We start from the raw sequence: 20,635 nt of genomic DNA, 5'->3' as shown, positions 1-20,635 counted from the left end.
GAGGGGCGCGCCGGCTTGGCGCGCCTTTCATTTGGGCGGGTTCGTCCGGCCTTCGTCGGGAATGGGCAGAGCGTGATCGAAGGTGGCTCGGAGCGCGACGTCGAGATCGTTCATCGTGACTGGCAGGCCAAGATCGACGAGGCTGGTGACGCCATGCCCGGTGATCCCGCAAGGGACGATCCCGTCAAAATGGCTCAGGTCGGGTTCGACATTTATGGAGATGCCGTGAAAGCTCACCCATTTCCGCAACCGGATGCCAATCGCGGCAATCTTGTCCTCGCGCGGGGAGCCATCCGGCAGCGGTGCCTTTTCCGGCCGCGTGACCCAGACGCCGACCCGCCCGGGGCGTATCTCGCCCTTGATGTTGAAGGTATCGAGCGTCGAGATGACCCAGTTTTCGAGCGCTTCGACAAAGGCGCGCACATCGCGCCCGCGCCGGTTCAGGTCCAGCATCACATAGACAACGCGCTGGCCCGGTCCGTGATAGGTGTATTGCCCGCCACGCTTGGAGTCGAAAACCGGAAAACGCTCTGGCTCCCGCAGGTCCTCGATCCGAGCCGATGTGCCCGACGTATAGAGTGGCGGATGTTCGAGCAGCCAGATCGCCTCGTCTTCGGTGCCGGCGTGAATGGCCGCGGCACGCCGTTCCATTTCGGCAACGGCCTCCGGATAGGGGACAAGGCCCGGACTCGTGATCCATTCCACCATCGGGTGTGCTCCGTTTGCTTTTGCGGTCACAGCTGCTCGCGTCTTCAGCCTTTGACTCATCGCGCGGTTGGGAGCAAGTCCGTGCGGGTTACTGACGGGCCGCGATCAGCACCGGCAGAAGCGGTTCTTCGAGCAACGCTTCGGCCGCCCGACGGGTCAGGTGATCGTCGTCGGAATAGAGCGGAATACCGTTGGCGTCGGTCGTTCGACAGAATTCGCCGCAAAAGACGCCGCTGAGCGAGATGTATCTCGTGCCGTGATCTCTGCCTGCAACCCGCGCCAGCAAGGACTCGGTGCGCCCCGATCTTGCCACGTGCGCCGCGCGGCTCAGAGGTTCGGGTGTCGGGCGCCCGAAGGTGAGCGCGCTCCTGGCCATTCGCACGGGCACGTCCCAGCCGGGTTCTGGAACGGGCCCCAGGATCACGACCTGGCGGCGGTGCGCCCGAACTGCGGCGACAGTCTCGCCGAGCGTGTGTTCCACGACTTCCGCGTTTCGCGCCGTTGGAGCGCTTGGAAGGCCGTTGCGAAGGATCTTTTGAAGGTGAATATCGTGGCCCGCCTCTTCTCCGAAACGTGTCCCTTCCACGGAGAGGGTCCAGCGGCCGGAGAGAATGACAAGTGGGACATCCTTTCGTGTTTCGAGAAAGGCCAGGACGGATTGGTTCAGTTCCGTGCAGGCATGGTCCTCGGGGATCCGGCGCAGACCGGGAACGGGAAGACAGGCGCTCCTGCCGGCGAACAGCCCGCTCAGCCCCGCGCGCCGGGCGGCCTTGTCGAGACCGGGCAGAATGGCCAGCGCGTGGCTATCGCCCCAAAGCAGAAAATCGGCTTTGCCGTTGGCCGGGGCAGCGCCTATGCGACAAAGACCGTCGGCTGGAAGCGTTCCGAAACAGGCATCCCGGCGCGGCGCGGTATCCTTTGCGGCGGCGGCAACCGCCTGAACATGGCCGGGCAGCCTCCAGGGCGCGCCATCACTGAGCAAGAGCACGCCACCCAGTCCGGCGACGAGGCTGAGAGTTGCTGCGGATAGGGCTAGGGTACTCTTGCGCGCATGTCCCGCAGGTGGAATGCGGCGGAAGGGGCGTTCTACGAAGCGATAGGACAGCGCGGCCAACAAAACCGAGAAAACTGCGGCAGACAGTCCGACGTGGAAGGGCAACTCCACGGCGCCCCGAATGCTGCGCAACAATGCCATCACGGGCCAGTGCCAGAGGTAGAGAGAGTAGGAGATCAGTCCGATCCAGACCATGGGGTGGCGGGCCAGCAATTTGCGCACATGCGTTTCGTGATGCCTGCCGGACAGAATGATGGCCGCGGCTCCCAAGACCGGTGGCAGGGCGGTCAGGCCCGGAAACGCCGTTTCAGGACCGTAGAAGGCCACAGGCAGAAGGATGCCGCCAAGCCCGACCGCCCCGAGGACATCCGCCTGCCAGCGCGTCATGATTTCGCGGGCCGGCAGCAAGGCCAGGACTGCGCCGATCGCGAACTCCCAAGCGCGGAACGGCAAAAGGTAAAAGGCCCAGTCAGGGCGGGTTGGCAGGGCAAGCGTGACCAGCAGAAGCGAGGCCACGGCCAGCAAGCCCAGGTTTGCTTTCAGGACGGATCGTCCGAACCGCAAAAGCGCGAGCATCAGGAGAGGGAACAGCAGGTAGAATTGCTCCTCGATGGCGAGGGACCAGCTATGCAGCAGTGGTGAAAGCTCGGCAGCCGGGGCGAAATAGTCCTGGCTCGCCGCGAAATGAAAATTCGAGGCGAACAGGACCGTGGCCACGGCCGACTTGCCGAGCGCGGCCATTTCGGCGGGAAGCAGAACGAGGCTTCCCACGATAAATGTGGCCAATATCATCACCGTGAGTGCCGGAAGGATGCGCCGGGCGCGGCGCTCGTAGAAATCCAACAACGAGAATCGGCCGTTTTCGAGCTGACGGAAGATGATCGTCGTGATCAGGAAGCTCGAGATCACGAAGAAGACGTCGACCCCGACAAATCCGCCGTCAAATCCGGGGATTCCGGCATGAAACAGGACCACCGGGAGGATCGCGAGGGCGCGGAGCCCGTCTATGTCGGTGCGGTAACGGATCACCGATCCACATGCCTTGGATGCGGCCGGCACGGGCCGGCGATTCTAGCCTGCGCCCTTTCGGGCAACTCATCGCCGTTTTGCGCCGATAGTAGTTACCACCGGGTTAAGCTTGATGGAGATCGCCCCGGCGGTAGCTGGCGTAGCTCGCCAGCGCCGGAGCCGCCAGCCTAGGCCTATTCCTCGTAGGAATAGCCCACGCCATAGACGGATCGGATCGGGTCCCAATCACCGCTGACCGCCTTGATCTTGTGGCGGATATTCTTGATGTGGCTGTCGATCGTGCGGTCGATGATGGCGGCATTCTCGGGGAAAGCGAAATCGAGCAGTTGCGAGCGCGAATAGACCCGACCGGGGCGCCGGTGCAGCACTTGCAACAGTTGGAATTCTCGGCGCGTCAGGTCGAGCGGTTCGCCCCCAACGCTCGCCCGCCAGGAGTTCTCGTCCAGTTCGATCGCATGAGGATTGGCCGGTTCGCGGGCATCGCGCGGTACCGAGCGGCGCAGGATCGCCCGCACACGAGCGACCAGTTCACGCGGCGAGAAGGGCTTGCACATGTAATCGTCTGCCCCCAGCTCCAAGCCCAGGAGCCGGTCGATCTCCTCGACCTTGGCCGTTTCCATGATGATCGGAACATCGCTTTTCGCCCGCACTTCGCGGCAGATCGTCAGCCCGTCCTTGCCGGGCAGCATCAGGTCCAGGATGACGAGATCGGGAGCGGTCTCCAATATCGTCTCGGTCGCGCGGGTGCCCGCGTTCAGGATCGTGGCGCGATAGCCGGCCTGTTCCAGGTACTGGCGCAGGATATCGGAAAGGGCAGGTTCGTCTTCGACAACGAGAATGTGGCTGGGTGTGGTCATCTGCGGGTCCTTATTTGGGGAGCGCCAATCTTACGCGCAGCCCGCCGAGCGGCGAGCGGTCTGCCTCGATGGTGCCGTCATGCGCGGCGACGATGGCCGAGCAGATGGACAGGCCAAGCCCCGAGCCGCCAAGGGACCGGGTGCGGGAGGCTTCCGCGCGATAGAAGCGATTGAAGAGGAGACCCATCGCCTCATCGGGAGGCGCGGGCGGGGTGTCTTCGACTATGGCGATCACCTCGTTCCCTTCCTGATAGGCGGTGAGCCGTATCGTTCCGGGTACAGCGGTGTATCGCATCGTGTTTTCGATCAGGTTGTCCATGACCTGCGCCATGCGGTCAGGATCGCAGTGGAGTTCGAGTCCCTCTCCGATCTCGCGTTCCACGGTCAGTCCGGTCTCGTTCAGGCGCATCTCGGCATGATCGAGCCGCAGGTTGAGCAAATCGCTGAAGTCGGTGAGGCGGGCGGCAACGGCGGTGCGGCCTTCACGCGAGAAGGAGAGTGTTTTCAGATCGGCCACCAGCCGGGACAGGCGCATGACCGCATCGTGCATTTCGTTCAGGGTGCGTGTGTCGGCCTTGCGGATTCCATCCTGCATCGCCTCGATCTCGGCCCGGAGCACCGCGAGCGGTGTCTGCAACTCGTGGGATGTGTCGGAGATCCACCGCTGCTCGGCATCGCGGGCGTCTTGCAGGCTCTGTGCGAGGGTGTTCGTATGCTCGATCAATTGGCCCAGCTCGTCCTCGCGGTCATTGGGAATGCGGTGGTCGAAATCGCCCTGGGTCAGGGTTCGAGCTCCCCGTTCCAGTGCCTTTATCGGCCGTAGCAGGTGGCGCGCGAGCAGACTTGCCGCCAATGCCGAGACGCCTATCGCAAAGAGCGAGGCGAGCAGGAGGTTCTGGGTCTGCCCTCTCAGGAAGAAGAGATCGGTTTTGCTGCGCCCGCTGCGCGGGGCGGTCAGGCCAATATATCCGAGCAATTCGGTGCCCTCTGCAGCCGGGATCTCCCGGCGTTCCGAAAGGCTGCCGGGAACCAGCGGCGGAACGAGGAGCGTGCCATCCGGGGACATCAGGAATATGCGGGCGTTGAGCCGAAGCGGGCCTGCATCGGGCGGCGGCGGGAATGGCTTCCTGCCGGGGCCCGGCTGCCCCATATCGGGCCGGATTTCGGGCCTGTTCGGGGGGCGATCTTCGGGCGTGGCATTGGATGCGAGAAAACGGTTCCAGGTTTCGGGATCGTCCGTCAGATCCGGCCATCCTGGGTCGGCGGGATCATGCTGCTCGGACAGTTCCACGACCAGCCTGTCCAGCCGCAACAATTCACCTTGCAACAGGTAGCGCGAGAATCCGTCCCGCATGGAAAAAGAGACCAGCCCGGCCAGCGTCGCCACGACCAGAGCGGCCGTCAGGGCGAAGGCTGCGAAAAACTGTAATGCCAGGGAGCGGCGAAATCGGTTCATGCTGCGCAATCTATCGAGCAATTTGCAGGGAAAATGAAGATCCCGGAGTTTCGGGCTACGAAATGGTGCGCAGGTGGGGCGTTCGGACAATGATCCGCGAGGCCCAGGTGAGGGCCGTCCACCGCCCGGATTGTTTCACCGGCGCGTAGTGTTCGTCAGATAGTCAAAAAAAATGTGTCTTCATTTTCCCTCCATTCTACCTGCACGGAGCGCGTTCAGAAAGCTGTGGACATCGAGGTTCAAACAAACAGGAAGCCCACATCATGCACCGTCTGCCCCGAGCCGCCCGCCAGCTTATCCTTTCGCGCCTCATTGCTATTGGCGTTGTCGTGGCGATGGCCAGCCTCTTCATCGGCATCGCACAGGCCCAGCAATCCGGGCAGGGGCGTCCTGCCGGGGCGCCGCCTGAAGCGCTCGAAGCCTGCAGCGGAAAGGTGGTGGGCGATGCCTGCCAGATGACCATTCGCGGCAAGGAGGACACCGTTTCTGGCCAATGCATCGAAACGCCGGACAAGAAAGTCGCCTGCCTGCCGGAAGGCGCCCCGCGGCCCCCCAAATCCTGACTCGTCCCGTTGTGAGCAGGTCTGCCGGAAACGGCAGCACTGCCGGCCTGTCGTCTTCCCCGGCAGGCCGGCTTTTTATGCCTTCGGCCAAGGGTATCCTGCCTCCGGATCACGGCAGCGGGGCTTCGGCGCAACAGGTGAAAAGCTTGGAATTTGAGGGGATACACGGCGACTGCCTCTTTGCTACACTTCGTCGCAAAAAAGAGCAGTGTGAGAAAAATTTTGACAGATCAAGAGATTGGCTCAGGGGTTCTGGCTGTCGACCTCGATGGCACCTTGCTGCGCTCGGATATGCTGTTCGAATGCTTCTGGTCCGGGCTCGGGCAGGATGTGCGCGGAACGCTGAAAGCGGTCCACCGGCTTGGCCATGGAAAGGCACAGCTGAAGCAGGCGCTTTTCGAGGTGGCCTCGGTCGATGTCTCAACCCTGCCCTTTGACGAGAACGTCATCGAGTACGTCAAGGCATGGCGCGCGGAAGGCGGGCGGACCGCCCTTGTGACGGCCTCGACCCAGCCCATTGCCGAGAAGATCGCCGAGCATCTGGGCATCTTCGACGAGGTGCACGGTTCGGACGGAACAACCAACCTCAAAGGCGCGGAAAAAGCCCGTTTCCTTGTCGAACGCTTCGGCGAGGGCGGCTTTGCCTATATGGGCGACGCGGAAGCGGACCTGCCTGTCTGGGAAAAGGCAGGCAAGGCGATCACCGTGAACGCCCCGCGGAAACTCCGGGAGGCGGCGGCGTCACTGGGCGTAGAAGCCGAACATATCGGCGCCGAGAGCGTGCCCGCGCGGACCTATCTCAAGGCGCTTCGCCCGCATCAGTGGATGAAGAACCTGCTGATCTTCCTGCCGATGCTGGCCGCGCATCACTTCACCGCCCTGAGCGTTCTGCAAAGCGTGCTGGCCTTCGTGGCCTTCTCGGCTGTGGCCTCCTCGGTCTATGTGCTCAACGACCTGCTGGACCTGTCGGCGGACCGCGCGCATCCGCGCAAGAAGTCCCGTCCCTTCGCCGCCGGGGCGATTCCGATTCACCATGGAACCTGGCTGGCAGCGGGATTGCTCGGCCTGGGCGTCGTGGTTTCCCTTCTACTCGGGCGCTCTTTCCTGTTCTTCATGCTGGTCTATTTCGCAACCACCACGGCCTATTCGATGACGCTTAAGCGCCGGGTCGTGATCGACATCTGCACGCTCGCGATCCTCTACACGCTGCGCATCGTGGCGGGCGGGGCGGCCACGGCGATCCCGCTATCGGTCTGGCTGCTGGCCTTCTCGATCTTCTTCTTCCTGTCGCTCGCGGCGGTGAAACGGCAGGCAGAGCTGGTGGATAACGAAAAGCGCGGCAAGCTCGACGTCTCCGGGCGCGGATACCAGACCGAGGACCTGCCGGTCATTTCGATGATGGCGATCAGTTCCGGCTACGTGGCGGTGCTCGTGCTCGCGCTCTACGTCAACTCCGCTTCGGTGGCCCAGCTCTATTCCCTGCCCGGGACGCTCTGGGGCGTCTGCCTTGTGCTGCTCTACTGGATCAGTCGCATCGTGATGCTGACCCATCGCGGCCATATGCATGACGACCCGGTCGTCTTTGCGGTGCGGGACAAGAACAGCCGCATCGCCTTCCTCGTCATCCTGGGCTTCGCGGTTGGGGGGGCAGTATTGTGACGACAGCGCGGCTCGTGATTCTCTATGCCTTCTTTGTCGTGATCGCGACGCTGGCGAACCTTTTGGCACAGCGCCTTGTGCTGCTCAGGGGCGACGGAGGCCTGTGGTTGATGGCGGCCATTGCGACCGGAACGCTGGTCGGGCTGGTGATCAAGTACATCCTCGACAAGCGCTGGATCTTTCACGACCAAAGCACCGGTGTCGCCGTACACGGACGCAAATTCAGTCTTTACACCGCGATGGGCCTGGTCACGACTGCCATCTTTTGGGGCGCAGAGGCCACGGCATGGGCGATCTGGCAGACGGATCTGGCGCGCGAGGTCGGCGCGGTGCTGGGCCTGGGCGTCGGATATGTCGTGAAGTTCAATCTCGACCGGAAATTCGTCTTTCCGGACGCTCGGATGAAGCCAGCTTGAGGAGCGCAAGAGACGTGAAAACAAGCCTGAACGACAGTCTGTCCCGCCGCTGCATGCGTTTGGGGGCGGCAAGCCGAAAGGGGCGCGACGCCATGGTGATGTCTTGACGGACTGGTCGCGCACGATCTTTTTCACATCGGTTTCCGTCACGGTGATCGCGGGGTCTTTCCTCTATGGCGTCTATGGCTACCGCAATGCCTGGCCGCCCGTTCCGGCGGTCATCAAGCTGCACAACACGGTCCGGGAGGTGATTTCCCCGAGCGACAGCATCCTGGAGACCACGACCGCGCCTCTGCCGGAGCCGGTTGCGACCCTGCTGCCCGACGCGCTGGAGCCCGGGCTTGTCGCCATGGCCGCGGGCCTGGACGAGCGCATCGCCGAAGTGCGGGTGATCGATCGCGCGGGCAATCTGATCCACACATACGCGACCAACTGGACCGAGATCTGGCCCGACGGGGAGGGCGATTTCCCGCGCAGGCCGGTGCAGAACATGTACCTGCATGGCGTCGGTTTCCTGCCGGACGGATCGCTGGTGGCGAATTTCGACCACCAGAGCACCTTTCGTATGGATGTCTGCGGCGAGATCCTGTGGAAACTGGAAAATCTCGGCCACCATTCCGTCCATATCGACGAGAACAGCGCGATCTGGGTTCCCGCCGAAATCCGCCCCTCGGACGCGCCGATGCCCTATCCGCTCCATCAGCCGCAGGTGCTCAACTGGACTCTTCAGAAGATCAGCCCGGACGGGGAGATCCTGAAGACTGTTCAGATCCTGGAGATGTTGACGAAGGCCGGATACGAGGGCCTGCTCTTCATGTCGGACCTCAACAACCTTGCCTTGCCCGTGACGGGCGACACCCTGCATCTGAACGATGTCGAGGTCTTCCCGGAAGGCATGGACTCCACCCTGTTCGCGCCCGGCGACGTGATGCTCTCGCTGAGAAACATCCATACGATCATCGTGTTCGATGCCGACCTGGAACGCGTCAAGTTCGTCAGCTCAGGGCGTGTCATGCGGCACCATGATCCGGATTTCGCCGGCGGAGACCGGATCTCGATCTTCGACAACAGGAGTTTCACCAAGTCGGACGGGCTGCAGACGGCCGCCAGCCGGATCGTCGAGATCGACGCTGCAACCGGGGAGCTCTCCGTCCTGATTGACGGTGCCGATCCGGAGGTGGGCTTCTATACCGAGATCATGGGGATGCATCAGCGCTTGTCGGACGGAAATATCCTCGTCACATCGGCTGGTGAAGGGCGGGTTCTGGAATATACCGCTGACGGAGAACTGGCGTGGCGGTTCCAGAACCAGACCGAAGGCGGTGAGGTCTGGCGGGTTTTCTGGGCCGAGGTGCTGCCGCCGCAACTGGACAAGACATTCTTTGAAGAGGCGAAATCGAAATGCGGAAACTAAGCAAGTTGGCCGCCATGCTCTGTGCGGCTCTGTTGATCTCGGCCAATCCGGCGCTGGCCTATATCGGCCCGGGGGCCGGGCTTGGCGCCATCGTCATCACCGGGGCGCTGATCGTGGGGGTCGTGCTGCTGGTTGTCGGCTTTCTCTGGTATCCGCTCAAGCGCATGCTGAAGGGCAAAAAGCAGGCTGACCAAGGGGCTGGCGCCGAGAAATGAGCGTCCTCGCGCCGCTTGCCGTTTGCCTTGTCGTGGTTCTGTGTTTCGGCATCGGCCTTTGGAAAACCGCCATTGCGTCTTCGGCCAAGAGCGTCCTGTCGTCTGTTCAGGCCGGCGTTTCGGCCATGTCGGACCCGGATATGGACGACGCGGCCAAGGAACGCGCGGTGCAGAAGGCCGGGCTCTCCCTGATCGGCAAGACCTTCGGGCTGACGACCCGTCTGCTGGCAACTTTCGCGCTGGCCGCCCTGCCGATCTTCGCGGCGGATCTGGCCGGTCTTGTTCCTTATGCGGCCAGCATGGACATGATGCTGCGGTGGGAATTCATCATCGGCGTGTCGATTGTCGCCATTCTTGTTGGCGGCTGGATCTCGCGCAGCTTCGGCACCACACAGACAGAGGCAAGTGACGAGCCCTATAACGCGGGCGACCAACTGGTGCACACGCTGGCATTCGCCTCGCCGGCGGTCATGCGGGGGCTGGGGCGCCTGGACGACCGGCTGTTCGCCAAGACGATCTCCGAGGTCAAGCTCTCCCATCCCGTCTTCATCACCTCGCTGGCGCGCGGTGGCACGACAGCGGTTCTGAACGCGCTGCACGGGCTGCCCTCGGTTGCCACCCATCGCTACCGCGACATGCCCTTCCTGACCGCGCCGCTCTCCTGGGCGCGCGCCTATGGCAGCCGTGCCCGCGCGGTCGCGCGCCGGGAACGTGCACATGGCGACGGCATGGAAATCGACCTCGACAGCCCGGAGGCCTTCGACGAGATCCTGTGGGGTCTCTACTGGCCGGAGAAATATGGCGCGCGGCGCATTTCGCTCTGGCAGGAGAGCGATCAGCAGCCGCGGGCAGAAGATGCCTTCGACCGCCATTTTGCCAAGATCGGACATCTGCGGCGGCCTGAGACCGCGTCGAGCGGCAAGGTGCATTACCTGTCCAAGAACAACGCCAATATCGCTCGGCTGTCTCTCTTGCCCGCGATGTTCCCCGGTTGCCGGATCGTCGTGCCGCTGCGCAGCCCCGGCGCACATGCGGCCTCTCTCCTGCGGCAGCACCGCAATTTCCTCGAACGGCACGCGACCGATGCCTTCACCCGCCGCTACATGCGCGATATCGGCCACCTGGAATTCGGCGCGCTTCTGAAACCGATCGCCTTTGATGGCTTCGACCCGACCGCACGGGATGCAACTGAGCCGGATTTCTGGCTGTCCTACTGGATCGCGGCTTTCAACGAGATCGCTCGCAAACGCGATGCCTGCCTTTGCGTCACGCAAGACGACCTGCGTACGCAACCGCAAGCCACGATGCAGGCACTGTGCGAAGCGAGCGGAATTCCGGATAACGGTGCCGATTTCACCGGCCATTTCCGGGCCGGGGCGGACAGTTTCAATGCCAGCGCCTTTTCTCCCGGCCTGCTGAAAGAGGCCGAGGAGATCTACGCAGAGTTGTCAAAAGGCGCCGTGCGCGGCTGATCGCACAAGGCGTGCCGCGCGGCCGGACGGATTACTTCTTGCGTCGCGGCAGCGCATCGCCGCCACGGGCGCTCTTTGGCGCGACCGGCTTGGCTCTTGCCTTGTTCTTCTTGCTCGATGGCTTGCCCGCCGGGGGCGGCGCGCCTTTTTTCACGTACGGCTTGCGAGGCTTATCCGTGCCTTCGGAAGTGCTGGCTTCGCTCCTGTCCCACGTCTTTGCGGGCTTGCTCGCCTTGTGGCGGGGCTTGCGCGGGGCGGCGGCCTCGTCGCTATCGGGGCTGGCGGCGCGGGCGGGCTTGTCCTTCCAGTCGGGCTTCGGCTTGTCCTTCCAATCCGCCTTCGGTTTGTCTTTCCAGTCGGGCTTCGGCTTGTTTTTCCAATCCGCTTTCGGCTTGTCCTTCCAGTCCGCCTTCGGCTTGCCTTTCCACTCGGGCTTGGGGCTGCCAGCCTCGGCAGGACGCGGCTTGCCCGGCCCACTCTTCGCGTCGAAGCGTTTGTTGGAGGGCGCGTTTCGGGGTCCGGCGGGCAGGGACGGCGGCGAGTCCAACCGGGTCGCCACGACGCCGTCTTCCACGATCATGCCGGGGCCGAGCGCTTCGCAGAATGCATCCGCGCTGGCTTCGGCGATCTCGACATAGCTTTCTTCCTGCTTGAGCCTGATCGCGCCGATATCGATCTTGGTAATCCCGCCGGCCTTGCAGACCATTGGCAGGATACGACGCGGATCGGCGCCGGAATCGCGGCCAATGGAGAGCGAGAACCAGACGCTGGGCCCGAATTCGCGGCGCGGTTTCGGTGCCGCGTCCATTTCCGTCAACTCCTCGGGAGAGGAATGCTGGGCGCGGTAGAGGCTCAGGAAGGCGTTTGCGATCTTTTCGGCCGGGAAGCTCTGGACGAGCCTTGCGATCACCTCGGGTTCGGACTCATTGGAGCTTTCCTGCCAGATCGGATCGGCAAAAAGCCGCTCCTCGTCGCGTGTCAGAACCGCCTCTGCCGTCGGCGCGCCGCCCCATTCGGCCTTGATCTTGGCCGCAGCCAGAAGACGCTCGGCCTTCTTGCGGAACTTGGGCTGAACGACCAGCGCGCTGACGCCCTTGCGCCCGGCACGACCCGTGCGTCCCGAACGGTGCAAAAGGGTTTCGTGGTTGGAGGGCAACTGCGCGTGAATCACGAGGTCGAGGTTCGGCAAGTCGAGCCCGCGCGCGGCGACATCGGTCGCCACGCAGACGCGAGCACGCCCGTCCCGCATCGACTGCAACGCGTGAGAACGTTCGGTCTGCGAGAGCTCGCCCGACAGCGCCACCACCTGGAAGCCGCGATTGGACAGGCGTGTGGTCAGCCGGTTGACCATCTCGCGCGTGTTGCCAAAGACAATGGCATTGGGCGCTTCGTGGTAACGCAACGTGTTGATGACCGCGCTCTCGGCGTCACGATCGGCAACCAGCATGGCGCGATACTCGATATCGGCATGCTGGCTGGCCTCGGAACGCGTGACGATACGTACGGCTTCTTTCTGATAGCTGCGGGCCAGTTGCTCGATCGGCTTTGGGACCGTCGCGGAAAACAGCAGCGTCTGTCGAGTGTCGGGGGCCTCGTCGAGGATGAATTCCAGATCCTCGCGGAAACCGAGATCCAGCATTTCGTCGGCCTCGTCGAGAACCACGGAGCGGATCGCGCTCAGGTCGATCGAGCCGCGCATGATATGGTCCCGCAGTCGCCCCGGCGTGGCAACGACCACGTGGGCGCCGCGTGCCAGCGCGCGCCGCTCGTCGCGCATGTCCATGCCGCCGACACAGGATGCAACCATCGCGCCGGCCTTTGCGTAGAGCCAGGCAAGCTCGCGTTTGACCTGAAGTGCCAGCTCCCGCGTCGGCGCGATGACCAGCGCGAGAGGTGCGCCGGCGGAGCCGAAAGCCTCGTCGCTGCGCAGGAGCGTGGGAGCGATGGCAAGACCGAAGCCAAGAGTCTTTCCGGACCCCGTCTGTGCCGAGACCAACAGGTCAGCTCCCTCCAGTTCAGGCTGCGTCACCGCCTCCTGAACAGGCGTGAGATTGGTATATCCGCGCTCTTGGAGCGCATCGGCAAGGGCTTTTTTCACGGGAGGACTTTCGGCTGAAACGTGCGGCCCGTCTTTTCGAAGCCGCTGGAAAGGCGATGGCGCAATCTACAGAAACGCGCGGGACATTCAATGAAAAAAGACCGGGAGAGGGAAAAGGATGTCGGAATCGCCAATCTTGTAGCCGTTGGGGGGCCTCCCAAACCCCCGGGATATTTGACGTCAGAAGAAGACTGGAGTGTCCGGCACGTCTTCTGACCGGAAATATCCCGGGGGAGCGCCGGAAAGCGCGGGGGGCAAGGCCCCCAGCACGCTTCGCCAGGGCGCCAATCCAAACCTTGGGAACAGAGCAGTTCCTAGGACGCCATCGCCCCGCGCAGCTCACCGGCATATTGATCCGCGTTCAGACCGACCAGAAGATGCATGACGCCGTCCTCGAAGCGCTGAATGCCACGAACGCCCGCGTCGGCGAGCGCCGCCGTGTCGAGTTTCGCTTCATCCGCCAGCGTCACCCGCAAGCGCGTCTCGGCGCAGCTTTCCGCCACCTGGACATTGCCGGCACCGCCGAGGGCCGCGAGAATGGCCCGCGCCTTCTCGGCTGCGTGCGGATCGGCCACGCGTGGCTTCGCCGCGTCGGGTTTGTAGACCACTTTTGGTGCCGCCGAGCCTGCGGGCAGTTCTGCCTCGTCGCCCGCCGTCCGCAGGTAGTCTTTCATGTCGGTCATCAAGCCCTCCGATTGCGGCCCGAAGATCGCCTGCAGGTTGTTGCCGACCTGAACCACACCGGCCGCGCCGAGCGCCTTCAGCTTGTCCTGGTTGGCCTTTGTCACATCATTCACTTCGATCCGAAGGCGCGTAATGCAGGCATCTAGTCCCGCGATGTTGGAGCGCCCGCCAAAGGCCAGCACAAGCTCCTTGGACATCTGATCGGCAGAGGCGACGCCAGCCATGGCTGGACCCGCGTCCTCGGTCTCGCGGCCCGGCGTCTTGAGATCGAATTTCACGATCAGGGTCCGGAAAGTCACGTAGTAGACCGCCGCGAAGATCGGGCCGAGGATCAGGATCACCCAGGGCTTGATGTTCGTAACCCAGAACAGGGCGAAATCGATGAAGCCGTGGCTGAAGGAGAAGCCGAGCCGGGCCCCGAGCAGGAAGGTGATGAGCTGCGCAAGGCCGGCCAGGACCGCGTGCACCGCGTAAAGCAGCGGGGCGACGAAGAGGAAGGCGAATTCCAGCGGTTCGGTGATGCCGGTCAGGAACGAGGTCAGCGCCGCCGAGATCATGATGCCCGACACCCGCGCCCGGTTCTCGGGGCGCGCGGTGTGGATGATCGCGAAGGCCGCGGCCGGCAGGCCGAACATCTTGAAGATGAAGGCGCCGCCGAGGATGCCGGCCTCGTAGTCGCCGGCGAAATAGCGGTTGATGACTCCGTGGACGACGTCACCGGAGTCCGTGGTGTAAGAGCCGACCTCGAAGAAGAATGGCACGTTCCAGATATGGTGCAGGCCGAAGGGGATCAGCGCCCGTTCCACCACACCATAGGTCGTCACCGCCATGGCCGGGTTGCCATAGGCCGCCCAGTCGCCGAAATCGCGGATCATCGCACCGATCGGCGGCCAGATGACGGCCAGCACGGCGGCCAGCGCGATGGCGGCGAAGGAGGTGGCGATGGGCACGAAGCGCTTGCCGGCGAAGAAGCCGAGATAGGGCGGCAGCTTCATCCGGAAGAACCGGTTGAACATCGAGGCTGCGACGAGGCCGATCAGAATGCCGCCGAAAACGCCGGTATCAATGCTCTCGAAACCGAAGATCTGCTTGATCTCGGCCCGGCTCTGCGCGGCCGGGAAGGGCTGCATCGCGCCCTCGCCGGTGGACAGATGCGCCACGCCGTCCTGCAAGGTAAAGGGGATGGAGATGTCGCCACAGGTGACGATTTCCTCCTCCAGATCCGCAATGCGGATCTTTTCCAATGTGCGGCCGTCTGGGTCCAGGCAGACGAAGCGTTCTCGCCCGACATCATATTCGACATAGGCCGACTGGTTCTGGAAACTTATCGGCTCGACCGGCGCAAAGAGCTGGATGGAGAGCAACCCCATCACCCCGAGCGCGGCGGTCAGCACGAAATAGCCCACCGTGGCGGACATCGCGGCCACGCCGTCATTGTCGGTGAAGCCCACCACGACGCCGATGGCGAAGATCAGCGGCAGGATGCCGAAGACCGCGCCACCGGAGGCCTCCATGATCTCGCCAACGGTTATGAGCCATGGCGCGAGGCTGTCGGAGCCAGCGATGGAGGCGCCGACGCCGAGCAGGATGCCGGCGACGGGGAGCACCGAAACCGGTAGCATGAGCGCCTTGCCGACCTTCTGGAGGGTCCCGAAACTCTTGTCGATAAATGCATTTGCCATAGTCAGTCTCCGGGATCAGTAATCGAGCGGAACAAGTGCGCGCACTTCGGCGGCACTGTCGGCCCTGAGGGCCTTCTCGGCGAATTCGCGGCATTGGCTCATCGAATATTGCCGAACGGCGGCCTTGATCGAGGGCAGCGCGGGCACGCTGACCGACAATTCATCGACCCCCAGCCCGACGAGAATGGGCACAGCCTGCTCGTCGCTGGCGATGCCGCCACAGACGCCGACCCATTTGCCATGGGCATGGGCGCCTTCGACGGTCTGGCCGATCAGCTTGAGAACGGCGGGGTTCATCGCGTCCGCCAGGGGGGCGAGCTTGGGGTGCCCGCGATCCATTGCCAGCGTGTATTGCGTCAGGTCGTTGGTGCCTATGGAAAAGAAATCGGCCTCGCGCGCGAATTGCTCGGCCATGACCGCGGCAGAGGGAACCTCGACCATGATGCCGACCTGTACCGGCTCGCGGCGGCCGGTCGTCCCGATTTCTTCCTCGACCACCGCCTTGAGCGAGCGGAACTCCTCCAGCGAGGAGATCATGGGGAACATCATACCGAGCCGCGAACAGCCCCGCACCTGCAGGATCGCGCGGATTTGCGTGCGCAGGATCTCGGGCCGGTCGATGGCGAGGCGGACGCCGCGCACGCCCAGGAACGGGTTCTCCTCGCGCGGCAGTGGCAGGTAGGGCAGGGGCTTGTCGCCGCCCACATCCAGCGTGCGGATGATCAGGGGCCTTTGCTCGAGCGCATCCGAGACGTTCTGGTAAATCGTCCGCTGCTCTTGCTCGGTGGGGGCGGTGGCGCGCTCAAGGAACAGGAATTCCGAGCGCAGAAGGCCGACCCCTTCGCCGCCAAGCCGCACCGCTTCCTCGGCCTCGGCGACGCCGCCGACATTGGCGACGACCTCGATGCGATGGCCATCCGTGGTGGTGGCATCCTCGTGCGCAGCGGCGATATCGGCGCGGCGCTTGGCCTCTGCGCGTTCGGTCGCCTGACGGATCCGTTCGACCTCGTCAGTGTCCGGGTTGAGGCGCAGCGTGCCGCGTGCGCCGTCGATCACGACCATCGTGCCCGGCGCCACGTCCAAGGCATGTGGTTCGATGCCGGCAACGGCAGGCAGGTCCAGCGCGCGGGCCAGGATCGCCACGTGGGAGGTCGCCCCTCCGCCGACTGTGCAGAACCCCACCACCCGGTTTCGGTCGAGGCTTGCCGTGTCCGAGGGCGTGAGGTCTTCGGCGATCAGGATCGTGCCTTCGGGCATATCCGGCTGTTCCAGCGGCTGGCCCGTCAGCGTCGACAATACCCGCCGGCCGACATCGCGCAGGTCGCTTGCGCGCGCGGCCAGCAATTCGTTGGGCAAGGCTTCCAGTTGCAGTGCCTGCGAGGAATAGGCCTGTTGCCAGGCGTATTCGGCGCTCTTGCCCTTGGCGATGGCGCTTTCGGCGACGTCGATCAGGTCCGGATCTTCGAGCAACTCCATATGCGCCGCGAAAATCGCCGCCTTGGACGGGTCCGCCTGCGCGTGCAGCTCTGCCTGAAGCGCTTCCAGTTGAACCTTGGCCACGTCGATCGCGTCATCCAGCCGGCGCCGCTCCGTGTGCGGGTCCGCGCCGGTCTCGGGGACCTCGATCTCGGTTCGCTTGAGCTGGAAGACGCTTCCAACCGCGAGGCCCGGAGAGGCGGAGACGCCGAGGATCAGATTCGGATCATTGGAGCGCGGCTTGGGGACCGGCGCGGCGACCGGCTTGATGACAGTGGTCGCGGGCGCCGGGGCAGGGGGCGTGCCTTCGTCACCGAGCCCCGCGGCAAGCTCCGGGGCCAGCGTGTTGATCGCCTCCGCCGCGTCGGGCCCTTCGGCGACGATCTGCACCTTGGCCCCCTGTTCGAGGTTCAGCCGCATGATCGAGACAACGCTCTTGGCGTTTGCCTGATCCTCGCCACGCTGCAACAGCACGCGCGAGGCGAATTTCTTGGCCATGTTCGAGAGTACCGCGGCGGGCCGCGCATGCAGCCCGGTCGGGTTCGGGATCACGATGGCCTCGGAGACGATCATCTCGCCACCCTGAACGGCCTGCTCGGAGGCGGCGGCCATTTCGACGGTCATGATAATGTCCCGCCCGGCGGAGACCGTGCCGGTGGCAGGCGTCAGCGAGGCGACCGTGTCGCTATTGGTGACTATCACCTGCGTCAGCAGGCTCTTGGCCCTGAGTGCCAGCATCTGGGCATCGAAGGCAATCAGCGGATCGCCCACGGCGACACTCTGCCCCTCTTTCACCTTGGGCTCGAACCCTTCGCCCTTCAGCATCACCGTGTCGAGCCCGACATGCAGCATCACCTCGAGCCCTTCGGGCGATGTGACGGTCACCGCATGGCCGGCGCGGTGGAGCTGGCTGATCGTTCCCGCACAAGGCGCTGTCAGGAGCTGGTTGAGCGGGTCGATCGAAACGCCGTCGCCAACCATCTTGCCCGCGAAAACCGGATCGGGCACCTGTTCCAGAGGCAACATCACGCCATCAAGTGGCGCCACGAGTTCAATTCTGGGCATGTTGTCCTCCTGTTGCCGACCGGTCCTCCGCCGACATGTTTCCCGTCTTTCCCAAACGGGAGATGAAATGATCACAGCTATGCGTCTTGCGGGGTGTGGGGGGGCGAGGCTGCAGGGTTCCAAGGGCGGGCCGCGCGCAGCCGCGGTCGGCCCGCCGTCGCCGGCCTGAGCGATTGCTGTCGGGAAAGGCCCGTTCGGCCCCCGAGATATCCGGCCTGAATTCCCTGCGGGATCCGATGATCAGCCTCCCCACGATTCGTGCCCGCGCCCCACCAATCCTAGGCCGAGTTCCCGCGTTCAATCCAGTATTCGTTGGAGCTTCACACCTTTGCAGCGGAGCAAGAACGAATGGTGTGACGCCGAACGCGCCCGACGCAGCGAAAACGGGCGTCTCGGCAGGGCGCGGTCTTGCGGCAGCCTGTCTCAGCCATTGGCCTCGCCGCAGATCTCGTCCAGGATCTCACCGATCATGTCGTTCTCGGTGGTGAAATCGGCGCCAAGCCCGACCGACAGCAACCGTACACCGGCTTCGTGCAGCAGGAGCGGCATGTTCCGGCGACGCCGCAGTTCGCGGAGAGGGACAATGCCATAGTGCAGGTCTTCGGCGATATTGCGCGTATCCGTTGAGACCGGACCCTTCGGGCCACGGCCACGTTTGGCGATCCTCTGCATCGTCTCTTGAACATTGCCGATGGGGATGTCGGGAAAGGTCAAATGGAAATGCTGCAATCCGTTGCGGACCTCGAGCCCAAAACCGTCGGCCCGTTCGCGCCGTTCCGCGTCATGTTGCCGAGCACATTGGCCAGGTGGATCGCCGGGTTGAGATTGCTCAACCCGGTGGCAAGATCGCGCGCGCCCAGAGCTTCGAGCCCGTGCTCCAGGTCAGTCAGGTCCACCCCACCATGCGCGCCCGCCACCCGGCAATATTCTTGGCAGCCCGCTGGCCGACCGGATGAGCGCCGGTACGGCCCATGTCGCTGTACCGCTCCGGCGCCCTTTCCGGGCCGCCGGCCAATCCTGTGCTGCTGTACCGGAGGGATTGCTCCTTCGAGGTTTCAGGGCGCGGCCGACCGAGTCGGTCTAATTCTCCAATGATCCGAGTTGGCATTTCGCGGAAACATACGACTTTCCATAATACCAGGCCGGTTCAAGATATTGATAAAAATAGTAAAAAGTGGAGCATTAACATTTGATATGTTGGTATTGACAAAAGTAAGGTTTTTTGATGCTACTGCGCTTGGGAAAAGCGGATGCAGATCCCGAAAACCATGGGAGGAGCCAGTGCCAGAGGCGCTTTTGGAGGTGCGCGACCTTACGAAAAAGTTCGGGGGTGTCGCTGCGCTGAGTAATGGCCAATTCACACTGCGTGCTGGAACGGTCCATGCCCTGTGCGGCGGAAACGGCGCGGGAAAATCCACGTTGCTTACGATCGTCATGGGGATTCAGGATCGCGATGGCGGTGTCATCCGGCTCAACGGACGGGAGGTCGATTTCGACAAGCCCTCCGATGCCCGCGCCGCCGGGATCACCATTATCGAGCAGGAGTTGAGCCCCGTTCCCGCGATGTCGGTTGCCGAGAACATCTTTCTTGGCCGGGAGCCTGTGGGCCTGTTCGGCCGGGTCGATTTCGGCACCATGAACCATAATGCGCAGGAGCTGCTCGACAGCCTCAATTTCGACATCTCACCCAAGACCCTGATGATGGATCTGACGGTGGCCGAGGTGCAGCTGGTGGAGATCGCGAAGGCGCTGTCTTTCGACGCCGAAGTCATCATCATGGACGAACCCACCTCGGCGCTCGGCGAAGCGGAAGTCGATCAGCTCTTCGAGACGATGGAGCGGCTCAAGGCGGCGGGAAAAGGGATCGTCTATGTCAGCCACCGTCTCTCCGAGATCATGGATGTGGCAGATGAATACACCGTATTCCGGGATGGTCGCTTCGTTGCCGATGGCAGGATCGCCGATGTCACCCGCGAAGAACTGATCCATATGATCGTCGGCCGGCCTCTCACGGAGGAATTCGTGAAGGAGAACCAGGCCACGAGCGAGGTCGCTCTCTCCGTATCTGGCCTCAATGCCGCGGGCTGGGTGAAGGATGTGTCCTTCGAGGTCTGCAAGGGCGAGATCCTTGCGCTCTACGGGCTCATGGGGTCAGGGCGCAGCGAGATTTTCGAGCGGATCTTCGGGCTTAGTGAGGACGAGGGCGGCGAGATCCAGCTCTTCGGTGACAAGGTCCGCATGGCCACCCCATCCGAAGCGATCAAACGGGGGGTCGCGCTCGTGACCGAGGATCGCAAGGGCAGCGGGTTGGTGCTCGACGCGGATGTGCGATCCAACATCTGCATGGCCCGGCTGGAGGAACTCTCGGTAGGGCCGATCATGCAGAGCGGGCGTGAAAGCGCCGCCGCAAGTCGCATGATCGAGATGTTCGACATCAAGACCCCCAATGACCGCCTCCCCGTTTCTGGCCTGTCGGGCGGGAACCAGCAGAAGGTCGTCCTTGGCAAGTGGTTCCTGACCGAACCCAAGGTGCTGCTGCTCGACGAACCTACTCGTGGCGTCGATGTCGGCGCAAAGCGGGAAATCTACCGGGTGATCTCGGATTTCGCCCGCGCCGGAGGGGCTGTCGTGATGGTCAGTTCGGAAAACGACGAAGTGCTCGGCATGGCGGATCGCGTGCTCATCATGCGCGACGGAAGGGTCAGCGGAATGCTCGCGCGTGACGAATTGTCGGCTGAAAAACTCGTGCACCTGGCCGCGTGACAATGACTATTCAAGGAGAAACCA

The 20,635-nt window shown here is 63.5% G+C and carries 15 protein-coding genes and 1 pseudogene; 7 read left to right on the top strand and 9 right to left on the bottom strand.

What is annotated here, in order from left to right; translation table 11 throughout:
• Positions 1-27: 27 nt before the first annotated feature.
• From lipB to AX756_RS03050, 4 genes are all read right to left on the bottom strand, one after another.
• Positions 28-768: a lipoyl(octanoyl) transferase LipB gene (lipB, locus tag AX756_RS03065; protein ID WP_082738904.1), complete on the bottom strand. Its 741-nt coding sequence runs from the start codon at positions 766-768 to the stop codon at positions 28-30.
• Between the two features lie 28 nt (positions 769-796).
• Complete coding sequence (locus tag AX756_RS03060) at positions 797-2,791, bottom strand: acyltransferase family protein (RefSeq protein WP_197431048.1); 1,995 nt, start codon at positions 2,789-2,791, stop codon at positions 797-799.
• A 173-nt stretch (positions 2,792-2,964) separates the two neighbouring features.
• Positions 2,965-3,648, bottom strand: a complete 684-nt coding sequence (locus AX756_RS03055; protein ID WP_068308532.1) for a response regulator — start codon at positions 3,646-3,648, stop codon at positions 2,965-2,967.
• Positions 3,649-3,658: 10 nt separating this feature from the next.
• Positions 3,659-5,104 (bottom strand): ATP-binding protein, encoded by a 1,446-nt coding sequence (locus tag AX756_RS03050; RefSeq protein WP_068308531.1) that lies wholly within the window; start codon positions 5,102-5,104, stop codon positions 3,659-3,661.
• Between the two features lie 263 nt (positions 5,105-5,367).
• Here AX756_RS03050 and AX756_RS03045 point away from each other — a divergent pair, with 263 nt between their 5' ends.
• The 6 genes from AX756_RS03045 to AX756_RS03020 all read left to right on the top strand — a co-directional run bounded on the left by AX756_RS03045 (position 5,368) and on the right by AX756_RS03020 (position 10,843).
• Positions 5,368-5,667: a hypothetical protein gene (locus AX756_RS03045; RefSeq protein WP_068308530.1), complete on the top strand. Its 300-nt coding sequence runs from the start codon at positions 5,368-5,370 to the stop codon at positions 5,665-5,667.
• A 222-nt stretch (positions 5,668-5,889) separates the two neighbouring features.
• The gene (locus AX756_RS03040) at positions 5,890-7,326 is read left to right on the top strand and encodes a UbiA family prenyltransferase (protein WP_231700969.1); all 1,437 of its coding nucleotides are present in this window, start codon (positions 5,890-5,892) and stop codon (positions 7,324-7,326) included.
• Positions 7,323-7,742 carry a GtrA family protein gene (locus AX756_RS03035; protein WP_068308528.1) on the top strand — a complete coding sequence of 140 codons (420 nt, stop codon included), beginning with the start codon at positions 7,323-7,325 and terminating at the stop codon, positions 7,740-7,742. The genes AX756_RS03040 and AX756_RS03035 overlap by 4 nt, the downstream gene beginning before the upstream one ends.
• A 103-nt stretch (positions 7,743-7,845) precedes the next feature.
• Positions 7,846-9,156, top strand: coding sequence for an arylsulfotransferase family protein (locus AX756_RS03030; RefSeq protein WP_068308526.1), 1,311 nt, complete (start codon positions 7,846-7,848; stop codon positions 9,154-9,156).
• Positions 9,144-9,371: a hypothetical protein gene (locus AX756_RS03025; RefSeq protein WP_231700968.1), complete on the top strand. Its 228-nt coding sequence runs from the start codon at positions 9,144-9,146 to the stop codon at positions 9,369-9,371. The genes AX756_RS03030 and AX756_RS03025 overlap by 13 nt, the downstream gene beginning before the upstream one ends.
• Positions 9,368-10,843, top strand: a complete 1,476-nt coding sequence (locus AX756_RS03020; protein WP_068308522.1) for a sulfotransferase — start codon at positions 9,368-9,370, stop codon at positions 10,841-10,843. Before AX756_RS03025 ends, AX756_RS03020 begins: the two co-directional genes overlap by 4 nt.
• A gap of 31 nt (positions 10,844-10,874) precedes the next feature.
• Here the strand turns inward: AX756_RS03020 and AX756_RS03015 are convergent, their stop codons facing one another.
• The 5 genes and pseudogenes from AX756_RS03015 to AX756_RS02995 all read right to left on the bottom strand — a co-directional run bounded on the left by AX756_RS03015 (position 10,875) and on the right by AX756_RS02995 (position 18,744).
• Complete coding sequence (locus AX756_RS03015) at positions 10,875-12,941, bottom strand: DEAD/DEAH box helicase (RefSeq protein WP_068308521.1); 2,067 nt, start codon at positions 12,939-12,941, stop codon at positions 10,875-10,877.
• A 314-nt stretch (positions 12,942-13,255) separates the two neighbouring features.
• Positions 13,256-15,307, bottom strand: coding sequence for a PTS sugar transporter subunit IIBC (locus AX756_RS03010; RefSeq protein WP_156461375.1), 2,052 nt, complete (start codon positions 15,305-15,307; stop codon positions 13,256-13,258).
• 15 nt (positions 15,308-15,322) lie between these two features.
• Positions 15,323-17,848 carry a phosphoenolpyruvate--protein phosphotransferase gene (gene ptsP / locus AX756_RS03005; protein ID WP_068308517.1) on the bottom strand — a complete coding sequence of 842 codons (2,526 nt, stop codon included), beginning with the start codon at positions 17,846-17,848 and terminating at the stop codon, positions 15,323-15,325.
• A 423-nt stretch (positions 17,849-18,271) separates the two neighbouring features.
• Positions 18,272-18,580: pseudogene (locus AX756_RS03000) on the bottom strand (hypothetical protein); the annotation flags it as partial.
• The gene (locus tag AX756_RS02995; protein WP_156461373.1) at positions 18,559-18,744 is read right to left on the bottom strand and encodes a hypothetical protein; all 186 of its coding nucleotides are present in this window, start codon (positions 18,742-18,744) and stop codon (positions 18,559-18,561) included. The gene AX756_RS02995 and the pseudogene AX756_RS03000, both read right to left, overlap by 22 nt.
• A gap of 385 nt (positions 18,745-19,129) precedes the next feature.
• Between AX756_RS02995 and AX756_RS02990 the strand changes: the two genes are divergently transcribed.
• Complete coding sequence (locus AX756_RS02990; RefSeq protein ID WP_068308511.1) at positions 19,130-20,611, top strand: sugar ABC transporter ATP-binding protein; 1,482 nt, start codon at positions 19,130-19,132, stop codon at positions 20,609-20,611.
• Positions 20,612-20,635: the final 24 nt, after the last annotated feature.

This window comes from Aliiruegeria sabulilitoris (genome assembly GCF_001558155.1).
GTDB classification, from domain to species: domain Bacteria; phylum Pseudomonadota; class Alphaproteobacteria; order Rhodobacterales; family Rhodobacteraceae; genus Tropicimonas; species Tropicimonas sabulilitoris.
This window is presented reverse-complemented; position numbering and strand designations above follow the sequence as displayed.